Here is a 12779-nt window from a genome sequence, read left to right as displayed (position 1 = left end):
GTGGGGTGGGGGCGCTGCCCCCGTCGCCACAGGCGACTCTCCCGGAGTATTTTCGGCAAAATGAAGATGCGGACATGGGATCAGTCTCCTGCGGCCCGGCCCTTGAGGGCAATGATGCCCCGCGGGCGGAACTGGATGAAGATGATGATGAAGATGATCATGTAGGTCTGGGCGGCGAGGGTGTTGGAGGGGTTCATCCACTCGATGCCTTTTTGCAGGAAGCCGATCATCGCAGCGCCTGCGAGCGTGCCCCAGATATTGCCGACGCCGCCGACAACCACGGTCATGAAACTTTGTACGATGTAGTCGGAGCCGAGTTCGGACGTGACCTTGGCAAAGAGGCCGATGGCGACGCCGGCGATGCCCGCGATGCCTGAGCCGAGGCCGAAGGTCAGCATGTTCACGCGATCCGGGTTGATGCCCATAGAGGCGGCCATGCGGGGGTTTCGCGTCACCGCGCGGGTTTCCAGGCCGAGGCGCGTGCGTCTCATGATGAAGAGAAACACCCCGAGGAAGATCAGGGCCAGAGCAAAGATGGCGATACGGATATAGGAGATCGACACCACGTCGTTCAGAACCCAAGCGCCATCGAGCCACGCGGGTGCGGTGAGGGGGCGGGCCTGTGTGCCGAAGATATTCTTGGCGATCTGTTGCAGGGCGATGGAGATGCCGAAGGTGGCCAGCAGGGTTTCGAGCGGGCGGTTGTATAGGTGGCGGATGACAAGCCGTTCCATCGCGACGCCGGCGGCGAAGGTCACGGCAAAGGCCAGTGGCAGGGCAACGAGGATCGACACGGTGTAGTTCGGGATGAACTGTTGCACCACATAGCCCGTGTAGGCGCCCATCATGATGAACTCGCCATGTGCCATGTTGATGACGCCCATGACGCCAAAGGTGATGGCAAGGCCAATGGCGGCAAGGAAGAAGATCGACGCGAGCGAGATGCCGTCGAGGGCGAGATCGAGCGTTTGGTTAAAGGCGACGCGGGTTTCAACGCTTTTCAGCGCTTTGGCCGCGGCGTCGGTGACGGGTTTGGATGGTTCGAAGTAAGCATCATAGAAGCTGTGAGTGGCCAGCGCGGCAGTGATGTCTTCGGCGGTTGGGCGAGGGACCGCCTTGCCTTCGGCGACCAGCGCGGCATAGGCGCGGTCGCGGGCGGCTTGGGTGTTGAGGCTTGCCACCGGAACTCCGCTGACCTTGCCACCGGAGATGTTGGCCGACAGGATGTTACGCTGCTCGCCATCGGTTATCAGGGCCGGAGCGAGGCCGTTGTCTGCGAGAAGCGTATAAGCGTCTCCGGCCGAGAGCTGTTCGGTGCCGGGTTTCAGAACGGCGGCGATATTCTCGGTTTCGGGCACCGCGCCGGGAGCGGCTTTGCGGGTGGTCGCAAGAAGAGTGTTCAGCGTGGCGCGCGTATCGAGCGAGATGTCCTTGGAAATGGTTTCGATGGCCGCGATGCGGGCGACATTGTCGCTGTCGAAACGGATCGTCAGAAGCGTTTCGAGCTGTTGTTTGCGGATTCTGATAGCGGGGTCGGTTTCGCCATCGACGGAAGCGCGCAGGGGGGCGAGGTGGCTGGGTTCGGGATCGCGCTGGATGGCGGTGAGGGCGTCGAGGCGGCGCGCGGGGTCGGGATCGGAAAGCTGGAACTGAACAAGCGCGACGCCGATCAGGGCGCGAACCCCGCTGTTGGGTTTGAGCTGTTTAAGGTCGGACTTGTCGAACTCGCCGACGGTTTGGCCGGTGTCGAAATCGGTCAGGCGATAGGTTTTCTTTGCCACTTCCTTGGCTGCGAAGAACAACCCGTCGGATTTGCGTTGCCACATGTCCTTGGACTGCCAGGTTTCCAGGACAGTCTGAGCCTGAGGCAGGCCGCTGGTTGCGATGGCGTTGATGGCCGGGCCAATGGATTTGCGCGACCCTTTGGCGATTGCGTCGCCATGGGCCTGCAAGACCTCCTGAACGGTGGTTGGCTGGGCCTGCGATGTGGGGGAAAGGAACAGGATGGCCGCAATGGCGGCGAGGAGTACCCGCATGAGTCCTACCAGATAGTCAGAGGAGAATGGGGCAGGGGAATGGTCCCCTGCGCCCGGAGATCAGGTGATCAATAGTTGGACAGAAGCTGTACGCAGCTCTTGGTGTCGGTGTTGTACATACCGCAGCCCAGCTCTTTCCAATCCGACTTGAGTACCGCCGATTCCGGCAGGAAGTCGGTCCATGCGTCGCCCGGAACTTCTTCGGTCTGGGAGATGATGTCGAACTGGCCGTCTTCCTGGATTTCACCGATCAGAACCGGCTTGGCGAGATGGTGGTTGGGCAGCATGACGGCGGTACCGCCGGTCAGGTTGGGTACTTCGATGCCGTACATGGCTTCGCGCACCGCGTCCACGTCGGTGGTGCCGGCTTTCTCAAGCGCTTTGACATACATTTCAAAGCCGATCACATGCGCCTCCATCGGGTCGTTGGTTACGCTGTCTTCACCGGCAAAGGCCTTCCACTTGGCGATGAATTCATCGTTGAGGTCCGACTCGGCGGACTGGAAGTAGTTCCACGCGGCGAGGTGGCCGACGAGGTTGGTGGTGTCCAGACCGGAGAGTTCTTCTTCACCCACCGAGAAAGCGACGACGGGGATGTCGTCAGCCGACACGCCAGCGGCGGCCAGTTCCTTGTAGAAACCGATGTTTGCGTCGCCGTTGATCGTCGAGATCACGCCCACTTTCTTGCCATCAGCTCCCAAGGCCACAACGTCGGCGACGATTTTCGACCAGTCCGAGTGTCCGAACGGCGTGTAGTTGACGAAAATGTCCTCTTCAGCAATGCCTTTGCCCTTGAGATAGCTTTCCAGGATATTGTTGGTGGTACGCGGGTAGACGTAGTCGGTGCCCAGAAGCGCGAATTTCTCGACGCCCAGTTCTTCAAGGAAGTAATCCGTGGCCGGGATTGCCTGTTGGTTCGGGGCAGCACCGGTGTAGAACACGTTCTTGGAGCTTTCTTCGCCCTCGTATTGCACGGGGTAAAACAGCAGGCCGTTCAGTTCTTCGATCACCGGCAGAACCGATTTGCGCGAGACCGAGGTCCAGCAGCCGAACATCACGTCGACTTCCTCGACAGTCAGAAGCTCACGGGCTTTTTCAGCAAACAGGGGCCAGTCGGAGGCGGGATCGACAACCACGGCCTCGAGCTGCTTGCCCAGAACGCCGCCTTTCTTGTTCTGCTCGTCGATGAGCATCAGCATGGTGTCCTTGAGCGTGGTCTCGGAAATGGCCATCGTGCCCGAGAGCGAGTGCAGAACACCCACTTTGATGGTGTCTTCTGCGGCAAAGGCCGTGCCGGCAAGGCCAGCCAGCATGGTGGCGCCTGCGAGGGTGGATTTCAGGAAGTTCATGTGCGTCCTCCAGCAAGGTTCGGTTCGCAGCCCTTGCGCAATGGCGCATTCGGTCCTACGTCGAACCCTGCAACTTGATGTTGCAAAACGTGTGGTGGCCTGTATCGAGGTCCAAGTCGTTGGGCCGCCACACACCCGAGAAATGTAAACGTGTGTCCGTTCGCGCTCTGGGTGCCTTACCTTTCTGCGATGCAGCACAAAGCTCAAACCATGGCGCCGGGAAAATGGGCAAAGGGTCTTGGGTGCTTGTGTTTTGGGCGGCGAATGGCGACGATGCCCGTTTGTTGGGCGCCGGGTGGGCGGGCATGTTCGGGTTTGTTTTGAAATTTCAGCAGGGGAGGCGCGCGTTTGCGCATCCTAGGGGCAAGCAGTTTCCCGGGCCTGGTCGGGCGATTCTACGTTGTCGGGTAGCGGATGGCGCCTTGTGGAGCAGACTTTGACGCGAGCCTGAGACATATTCGAGAAGAATTTACCGCGCCGACGTTCACAAAATGACGCTATTGCCTTGCAAAACGGCTTGGTGAATGGCACCCGTCTGGGCCAACCCCTTTTGGGGAGAGATCAATTCCGGGAGAGCCTGACATGCCTGATCTTCGTTCCAAGACGTCCACTTTTGGCCGCCGTATGGCCGCAGCCCGCGCGCTTTGGCGTGCGACCGGCATGCAGACTGAGGATTTCGGAAAGCCCATCGTTTGCGTGGTGAACTCGTTCACGCAGTTCGTGCCGGGGCACGTGCACCTCAAGGACATGGGCCAGCTCGTTGCGCGCGAGATTGAAAAGGCCGGGGGCGTTGCCAAGGAAATGAACACCATCGCGGTGGATGATGGCATCGCGATGGGGCATGACGGCATGCTCTATTCGCTGCCCAGCCGCGAAGTGATCGCGGACAGCGTCGAGTACATGGCCAATGCCCACTGTGCCGATGCGCTGGTCTGTATCTCGAACTGTGACAAGATCACGCCGGGTATGCTGATGGCGGCGATGCGGCTCAATATCCCGGCGATTTTCGTGTCGGGCGGCCCGATGGAAGCCGGGAAGGTGATCCTCAAGGACGGCGAGCATAAGGCGGACCTCGTGACCGCGATCGTGGGCGCGACCGATGAAGATCGCAGCGAAGAGGACGTCGAGAAGCTGGAGCGCTCGGCCTGTCCGACCTGTGGGTCGTGCTCGGGTATGTTCACCGCCAACTCGATGAACTGTCTGGCGGAAGCGCTGGGGCTGGCCCTGCCGGGCAACGGGTCGCTTCTGGCGACGCATTCCAAACGCAAGGGGCTGTTCGAGGAAGCTGGCCGCAAGATCGTGGAACTGTGTGACCGTTGGTACAAGGAAGGCGATGAAACCGCCCTGCCGCGTGGGATCGCGACCTTTGAAGCCTTTGAGAACGCCATGGCGCTGGATATCGCCATGGGTGGGTCGACCAACACGGTGCTGCACCTGTTGGCCATCGCGCATGAGGGCGAGGTGGATTTCACCATGGCCGACATGGATCGTATGAGCCGGGACATTCCGCATCTGTGCAAGGTGGCCCCGTCGACGCCGCTTTATCACATGGAAGATGTGCACCGCGCAGGAGGCATTGCCCGGATCATGGGCGAGCTGGACCGCGAGGGCAAAATCCACCGGGATTGTGCGACCGTGCATGAAAAGACCGTGGGCGCGTTCATCGACAAGTGGGACGTGCGCCGCGAAAGCGCCGGCAACGAGGCGCGTGACTTGTTCATCGCCGCGCCGGGCGGTGTGCGCACGACCGAGGCGTTCAGCCAGTCGCGAATGTACACGGAGCTTGACGTCGACATCAAGGATGGCTGCGTGCGCGATTTCGAGAACGCCTATTCGGAAGAGGGTGGGCTGTGCGTTCTCTTTGGCAATATCGCTGAGCAGGGCTGTATCCTGAAGACCGCCGGTGTCATCAAGGAGATGTACGAGTTCGAAGGCACGGCCAAGGTCTTTGAATCCATGGAAGACGCGATGCATGGCATCCTGCAAGGTGAAGTGAAACCCTATTCGGTGGTCGTGATCCGCTATGAGGGACCGAAAGGCGGACCCGGCATGCAGGAGATGCTCTATCCGACAGCCTACCTGAAATCCAAGAAGCTCGACACGACCTGTGCCTTGCTGACGGATGGGCGTTTCTCGGGCGGTACGGCGGGGCTGTCGATTGGTCACGCCTCGCCGGAAGCAGCGGAGAAGGGTGTCATTGGCCTCGTGGAAGATGGCGACAAGATCAAGATCTCGGTGCCAAACCGGTCGATCCATCTGGATGTGAGCGACGAGGAGCTTGCCCGTCGCCGCGCGAACCATCCGCAGGCGGACAAGAAGGTCTGGAAGGCCGAAGGCCGTCCGCGCGCTGTGTCCAAGGCACTCAAGGTCTATGCGGCGCATGTGTCGAACGCGTCGCTCGGAGCGGTGCGGCTGCTCGACGAAGACGAATAATTTTCGCAATATGCGAGATTGGGCGGGGTCGCGTTTGCGGCCCCGTCTTGCGTTTTGGGGCGCTGGTCTTGTGTGATTTCGAGTGTATCGCCGTTCTTGATCGAGGCAGGGGCGCTCAAAGGGTGATTGGGGCGAAGGCGGCGGTCAGGCCCTGTCCGCCGCCGATGCCGATCATGGCCATGGCGAGGGCGGATTCCGGGGCAGGCTGGCGAACAAGCTGAGAAAAGAGGCGTGTGACGAGGATGGCCCCGGATGCTCCGAAAGGATGGCCGAGGGCGATGGCTCCGCCCTGAGGGTTGGGCAGGGTGTCGGGCAGGCTGAGTTGATCGAGGCTGGCGAGTACCTGCGCGGCGAAGGCTTCGTTGAACTCGAGATGGGTCAGTTGGTCGAGAGACAGGTCGGGGCGCCGTGCAAGCAGTTTGCGGGTCGAGGCCACCGGGCCGGTGCCGAGGATATTGGGGTCCACTCCTGCACTCGCGGCGTCGAGAAAGGCGAGGGCGCGCCGGTGGCCTTGGGCGCGCGCCTTTGCCGCCGTGGTGACGAGCAGGATCGCGGCGCCGTCATTCAGGGGGCAGGAATTGCCGACGGTGACGCTGCCTTGCGGGGAGAAGGCCGGACGCAGGCGGGCAAGTCGCTTGGCCGTCATGGTTGTGCGGATGCACTCATCGTCGGATTGGCCTGCGACTGGAGTGATTTCCGCGTCAAAAGCGCCTTGGGCCTGCGCAGTCGTAGCACGCATCTGGGATTGCAGAGCAAAGGCATCCTGTCGCTCGCGGGAAACCCGAAACTGTTGGGCAACCGTGTCAGCGGCGGCGCCCATTTCGGGGTCGCCGATGTTTTCCGGGGCAAATCGTGCGCGGCTGTAGCTGTGTTCCGGCAGGGCTCGGGTGGCGGGGAGTGTGCGCAGGGGCGCGCGGCTCTGGCTTTCCATACCGCCCGCCAGGAAGACGTCGCCGGCACCGGATTGGATCAGGCGGCAGGCAAGGATCACCGCTTCAAGCCCGGAACCGCATTGCCGGTCGACGGTAACGCCGGGAATATCGGTCGGGAATCCGGCTTGCAGAAGTGAAAGCCGGGCAACATTTCCGCCCGGACCGGCCGCGTTGCCAAGGATCACGTCGTCAATCTCGTTGGCGCCGATCCCGGCGTCTTCGATCACGGCGCGCAAGACCGGGGCGGTGATGTCTTCAATCTCCAGGCCGGAAAACATGCCCCCGGCCCGGCCGATGGCGCTGCGCCGGGCGGCGATGATGACGGGTTGGCGATCAGGCGGACAGGCGGACAAGGCGGTCGTCCTTTTTGTCGATCCAATCCAGCAGAGTCTGGCGGGCAATCTTGCCGCTGCTGGTCTGCGGCCAGCTTTCAATCCGGTAGAATTGTCGCGGCAGCTTGTAGCGCGGCAGGCTGAGCGCGAGGCGGGCGCGGATTTCATCGAGCGGTGTTGTTCCGTCGAAAATGGCGATCACCTCCTGTCCGCGCGTGGGATGGGTGTGGCCAAGGACAACCGCGTCCTGGATGCCGGGCACGTCGGCAAGCGCCGTTTCGATTTCCTGAGGATAGACATTGTAGCCCGAGGTGATGACCATGCCGCCTTCGCGCCCGAGAATGGAAAGGCTGCCGTCATAGTTCAGGCGACCAATGTCACCGACAGTGGCCCAGGGACCCTCGCGGCGGAACCCGCTGTTGCGTCCGCCCCAGAGATAACCGTCGATCGCGAGGTCGCCGCGCACGAAGATTGTGCCGGGGGTGCCTTGGGGGACTTCCTCACCGTCTTTGCGCAGGGAAAGGGACACATGCGGAAACGGGTGGCCGACGCTGTCGGGGGGCGCCGAGGAACTGGTGCGGCCATGGGTGTTGAGGCTGACGAAGCCAAGCTCGGATGCGCCGTAATATTCATGCACACGGGCGCGGGGAAAGGTGCTGCGAGCCCTGTCCAGAAGGGCGGGCGGCAACTTGGCACCGGCCGTCGTGATCTCGACGATCTGGTCCTGTGGGGTGCCTCGGGTCAGCGCATCAAGCAGGGTCGGGACAGACACGATGCGGCGCACATTGGTCATGGCGCGATGGGCGCCGCCGAGGTCGAAGCGGGTAATGCCGTGGAATGCCGCGCCAAGGTCGAGCGTTTCGGCCAAAGCATAAAGAGTGATGCCATGGGCCAGCGGACCGGGTGCAAACGTATGGCTTTGATCGGTGAGGGCAAAAGCGACGCGGCTGGCGTCCAGAGAGGCTCGCCATGAGTGGCGCGCGCGAGCAAATGCCTTGGGGCGGGACGTGGTGCCGGATGTGAAACCGACTAGGAAGATGTCGGCGGGATCACCCCAAGGGAGCGGTTCGGGTGCGGCATTGAGAAAGTGGGCGAGGTCCGGCGTATCGACGCGGATGACGGGGATGTTGAGCCGCTCGGCCGCTGTGATCAGGCCGGTTTGTGATGCAAGGCAGAACAGCGCATCGGGCGGGAGCTTGACCAGCATCTGGTGATGCAGGTCTTCGGGCCATTGCGGGTCAAGCAGGGCGACGGCGTGGGGGGTGGACATGGCTGCGGTGAGCAACACTGACGCGCTGGGATGGTTGCCCGCGGCGAAGGCGTAGAGACGTCCCTCTAGGGGCAATGCGGGCGCGGGACGGGTGCGTTTGGGCAAAGCGACAAGCGCGCCATGCAAACAGGCAATGCGGGTGTGCAGGTCGCCGTATGTCAGGCTGCTGCCGGAAATGTCGATCGCCAGCGCATCGGGGCGCTGGCGGGCGTGCATTTCTATCGCGTTGCGAAGCGGCAAGCGGTGTCCCTTGTCACAGGTTCGGATAGGCGCGGCGCAGGCCGCGGGCCACGACCGTGGCCAGAACCACCTTTACCAGATCACCCGGGATATAGGCCACCATGATCGTGAGTGACTTCATCAGGCCGAGTTTGCCGACAAAGGCCATCCACGGGATGCCAACGGCATACATCAGGACAAGCCCGCCAAGCGCAATCGAGACGGCCATGGGCACAAAGCCTGCGTTGGGTGCCTTGGCGACAAGAAGGCCGATGACCGCAGCGCAGATGGGCCAGGACAGAATGAACCCGCCAGAGGTGCCGAGGATCACGCCGATCCCGCCACGCCCGCCTGCCAGAAGGGGCAAGCCGGCTGCAACAAGGGCAACGAACAGGAGCAGCGCCAACCCGCCCCGGCGCGGACCGGCCACGGCCCCGGCCAGCATGACGCCAAGCGATTGCGCGGTGATCGGAGGCAGCGCAAGCCCGGCAAAGCTGATCGGGGGCATGAGGCCGAGCGCTGCGGTCAGCGCCGCAAAAAGGGCGATGTAGACGATGCTTTTGGTGTCCATCGGGGTGTCCTCGTGACTTTGTTCGTTTGCGCGGCTGGTAGAAAGCGGTCCTTGGCCCTGCAAGCGAGGGGGCAGAAATCGCGGCAAACTAGGGACGATATCCTCGGGATTCGATGGCATCCGAAATATCGTCCGCCATCTTGATGGTGCGGATCGCCACGGGCATGGCAACGGCCAGCACCGAACGCTCCAGTCCGCGCGCCTTTTGCGCCTCGCGCACCTCCTGTGCGATCTGGGCCAGAACCGGGATGAACCGCAGGGCCAGAGAGATCGCGAGGCCGACCTTGGCGGGGTTGACGCCCAGCGGGCGGAGAAAGCCCAAGGCCCAGGTCATGGTTTCGATCATATCGCTGGAGCGGGTGGTCAGCGTCACGAGGCTGGCCAGCAGGATCAGGGCGGCGAGCCGCAGCACCACATAAGCCGCAAGTGCGATCCCAGAGAACCACCATTGCAGGGCAAAGAAGAGGGCGAAGATCCACAGGAGCGGGCGGATCTGTTGCCATGCCTGCTTCAGTGTCAACTGGGCCACCGGGTAGAGCAATAGAACGCCGCAGAGTGCGCCGACCGTGATGGGCAGGCTTTCATTCAGGAACAGGGCCGTCGCGCCGATCATCAGGACCAGCATCTTGGGGCCGGGGGAGAGGCGATGCAGGGGCGAGGTGCCGGGCGAATAGAGGTCCAGCATCAGCTCATCCGGTTTACGTAGAAGGGGATTGCCTTGCCGGGTACGTCATCCGCGACAATACTGCCTTCATCGAAGACGATGACGCGGTCGTAGTCCCCGAGCAGGTCAAGATCATGGCTTGCGATGATCACGGTCTGGTCGAGCGCGTCGATTGCACGGGTGATGCGGCGCTTGTTGCGCAGGTCGAGCAAGGTGGTGGGTTCATCAAGCACGACATAGGCGGGGTCCATCACCAGCACGCCGGAGATGGCCAGAAGCTGTTTCTGCCCGCCCGACAGGAGATGCGCCGGGTGTTCGCGCAGGTCGAGCATGTCATAGCGGGTCAGGATTTCCGTGGTCTTCGCGGCAATGGTGTCCTTGGTAAAACCAAGGTTCTTCATGCCGAAGGCGAGGTCTTCTTCAACGACGGGAAACACGATCTGGTTGTCGGGATTCTGAAAGACAAAGCCGACCTTGCGGCGCACGTCCTTGCCGTGGCTTCTGGTGTCCAGACCGTCCACTTTCACAGTGCCTTCGGTGGGCAGGAGCAGGCCGTTCAAAAGACGGGCAAAGCTGGATTTGCCCGAACCATTGGCCCCGACGATGGCGATGCGGCGCTCGGAAAGGGTGAGCGAGATGTCACGCAGCACGGTGCGCTGGCCATATGCAAGGCTGACATTGGAGATCTCGATCATGGGTGGTTCCCGTGGTTGGTCTGGGGCGCTCTTAGCGCAATTTGCCGGGCGGTTGAAGATGTCAGGTCGGCACGCGCCAATGCCCCGAAAAGGAGCGTCGGTATTACGTCGGTATGATGTCGGTATTGCGTCGGTACGGTTTCAAGCGAGGCTGGGCAGCCACAATACGATCGCCGGGAAAGCCACCAGAAGGGCGATGGTGATCGCATCGGCGATGAAAAACGGGGTGACACCCTTGAACACGTCCTGCACCGAGAGGTCATCGCGTACCCCGGCCACGACAAAGCAGTTCAGCCCAATCGGTGGCGTGATCAGACAGAACTCGGCCATTTTCACCACGAGGATACCAAACCAGATCGCGCACATAGGTCCGCTCATGCCAAAGGTGCTGTCCGCCGCCGAAACGAATTCGCCCCCGTTGAGCGCCATGACTGCCGGATAGACCACCGGCAGGGTCAATAACAACATCCCAATCGCGTCCATGAACATGCCCAGCACCGCGTAGGCGAGCAGGATCATGACGAGGGTCAGCATCGGGGACTGGTCGAGCCCGGTGATGAAATCGGAGAACGCGCCGGGAAGATCGGCAAAGCCAAGGAAGCGGACATAGATCAGCACGCCCCAGATGATCGTGAAGATCATCACCGCCAGTTTCGCGGTCTCCAGCAGGGCGTCGCGGAACTGCCTCCAGCGCATGCCCTTCCAGACGGCCATGAGGAAGACCACGAAGGCGCCAAGCGCACCGCCCTCTGTTGGCGTGCCCCAGGCATCGCCGCCAAACGGGTTGTAGATGAAGAAAATGATGATGAAGACGACGAAGAATATCGGCATAGCGGGGGGCAGGGAGCGGAAACGCTCACCCCAGGTGAAACCGCGCACCGGCGGGCCGAATTTCGGCAGTGTCATGGCCAGCGTGACGATCAGCAGGCCGTAGATCAGTGCCGAGAAGGCCCCGGGGATGAATCCGGCAAGCAGGAGCTTGCCCACGTCCTGTTCGACGATAATGGCGTAGATCACGAGGATCGCCGAAGGCGGGATCAGGCTGGCGAGCGTGCCGCCGGCAGCAACGACCCCTGCGGCAAAGCGTTTGTCGTAACCGATCTTGAGCATTTCCGGGATGGCGATGCGCGCGAACACGGCCGAGGTCGCGACCGAGGCGCCGGACACGGCGGCAAAACCTGCGGTGGCAAAGACGGTGGAGACGGCCAACCCGCCGGGCAGCCAGCCGACCCATCTCTTGGAGGCTTCGAACAGGGCCTTGGTGAGGCCCGCGTAATAGGCGAGATAGCCGATCAGGATGAAGGTCGGGATCAGGGACAGCGCCTGTGAGGAGACCTTGGAGTGGGGAACCTGCCCGGCGGTTTTTACCGCGACGGTGAGGGCCCAGCCGAAATCCTCTGGATCATAGCCCTTTTTGGCCCAGAAGATCCAGATGAGCCCCAGCAACCCCGCCATACCTGCGGCAAAGGCGACGCGCATGCCAAGAACGACAAAGAGCACCATGACGCCGGAAACGATCAGGCCGATCTCAATAGGTTCCATGGATCAGCCTCTCTCGCCGTTGGTGTCTTCGAGGACCGCGGCTTCGTCGGCAGCCTGTTGCGCGGCGGATTTGATCAGCGGGATCGCAACGGGTTCGGACAGGCCCAGCACGAAGGCGCGGCCATAGCCCCAGAGCTGAAGCCCAAAGCGCAGGCAGAGGATCGAGAAGGCGACCGGGACAAGCAGCTTTGCCGGCCAGAGTGGCAGGGCGATGTCGATCGAGCTGTCGCGACTCCACCACGGAGCGGCAAAATCGAAGCTGCGCTGGAAATGTGACCAGCTTCCCCAGACAAGCAGGATCATCAGGATCAGCGCGGCGAAGGTGGTGATGAACTCGGCGGCCCAGAGCGTACGGCCCGAAAGCCGCCCGATCAGGATGTCCATGCGGATATGGGTGCCGTCGCGCTGGGTATAGGCGATGCCCATGAAGGCAATAAGGGGCATGAGCTGTTCGATCCAGTCCACATATCCCGGCACGGGCGCGTTGAAGGCGTTGCGGCCCGACACGGATACCACGGCGAAGACCATGATCGCGAAAACCGCGAGGCCGGAGATCAGCGCCAGAAACCGTTCGATCCGGTAGAGGTTTTGGTCGAGCCGGCTGAGCAGGCTGTCATTTTCCAGAACGGATGCCCCAGTGGCCATGTCTGTCTCCGAGATGTGGTCAAGTCGCGCGCCTGCGGCGCTCATGTCTTGCGCCCCGGTGGGGCGCGGTTGGCGAGGCGCTGCCTCGCGC

Annotated in this window: 10 protein-coding genes; 1 reads left to right on the top strand and 9 read right to left on the bottom strand. The window is 62.1% G+C overall.

Going from position 1 to position 12779, the window contains the following annotated elements; translation table 11 throughout:
- Positions 1-80 precede the first annotated feature (80 nt).
- Positions 81-2036 (bottom strand): urea ABC transporter permease subunit UrtB, encoded by a 1956-nt coding sequence (gene urtB, locus ACS3QZ_RS11660; protein ID WP_456037977.1) that lies wholly within the window; start codon positions 2034-2036, stop codon positions 81-83.
- A 68-nt stretch (positions 2037-2104) separates the two neighbouring features.
- Entirely contained in the window at positions 2105-3385 is a 1281-nt protein-coding gene (gene urtA / locus ACS3QZ_RS11655; RefSeq protein ID WP_456037976.1) for an urea ABC transporter substrate-binding protein, read from the bottom strand.
- Between the two features lie 582 nt (positions 3386-3967).
- Between urtA and ilvD the strand changes: the two genes are divergently transcribed.
- The gene (ilvD, locus tag ACS3QZ_RS11650; RefSeq protein ID WP_456037975.1) at positions 3968-5818 is read left to right on the top strand and encodes a dihydroxy-acid dehydratase; all 1851 of its coding nucleotides are present in this window, start codon (positions 3968-3970) and stop codon (positions 5816-5818) included.
- Positions 5819-5933: 115 nt separating this feature from the next.
- On the opposite strand, the gene ACS3QZ_RS11645 is transcribed toward ilvD, so the two are convergent.
- From ACS3QZ_RS11645 to ACS3QZ_RS11615, 7 genes are all read right to left on the bottom strand, one after another.
- The gene (locus tag ACS3QZ_RS11645; protein ID WP_456037974.1) at positions 5934-7103 is read right to left on the bottom strand and encodes a thiolase family protein; all 1170 of its coding nucleotides are present in this window, start codon (positions 7101-7103) and stop codon (positions 5934-5936) included.
- The gene (locus ACS3QZ_RS11640) at positions 7084-8592 is read right to left on the bottom strand and encodes an AMP-binding protein (protein WP_131814327.1); all 1509 of its coding nucleotides are present in this window, start codon (positions 8590-8592) and stop codon (positions 7084-7086) included. Before ACS3QZ_RS11640 ends, ACS3QZ_RS11645 begins: the two co-directional genes overlap by 20 nt.
- A gap of 13 nt (positions 8593-8605) precedes the next feature.
- Entirely contained in the window at positions 8606-9142 is a 537-nt protein-coding gene (locus ACS3QZ_RS11635) for a biotin transporter BioY (RefSeq protein WP_456037973.1), read from the bottom strand.
- Between the two features lie 88 nt (positions 9143-9230).
- Positions 9231-9827 carry an energy-coupling factor transporter transmembrane component T family protein gene (locus tag ACS3QZ_RS11630; RefSeq protein ID WP_093091276.1) on the bottom strand — a complete coding sequence of 199 codons (597 nt, stop codon included), beginning with the start codon at positions 9825-9827 and terminating at the stop codon, positions 9231-9233.
- Positions 9827-10501 (bottom strand): energy-coupling factor ABC transporter ATP-binding protein, encoded by a 675-nt coding sequence (locus ACS3QZ_RS11625; RefSeq protein ID WP_456037972.1) that lies wholly within the window; start codon positions 10499-10501, stop codon positions 9827-9829. Before ACS3QZ_RS11625 ends, ACS3QZ_RS11630 begins: the two co-directional genes overlap by 1 nt.
- A 141-nt stretch (positions 10502-10642) precedes the next feature.
- On the bottom strand, positions 10643-12043 hold the full coding sequence (locus ACS3QZ_RS11620) for a TRAP transporter large permease (RefSeq protein ID WP_456037971.1): 1401 nt from the start codon (positions 12041-12043) through the stop codon (positions 10643-10645).
- Between the two features lie 3 nt (positions 12044-12046).
- Entirely contained in the window at positions 12047-12688 is a 642-nt protein-coding gene (locus ACS3QZ_RS11615) for a TRAP transporter small permease subunit (RefSeq protein ID WP_456039334.1), read from the bottom strand.
- Positions 12689-12779: the final 91 nt, after the last annotated feature.

The sequence above is a fragment of the Shimia sp. W99 genome, assembly GCF_053851455.3.
Note: the sequence above shows the minus strand (reverse complement) of the source record. Positions and strands in the feature narration are given on the sequence as shown.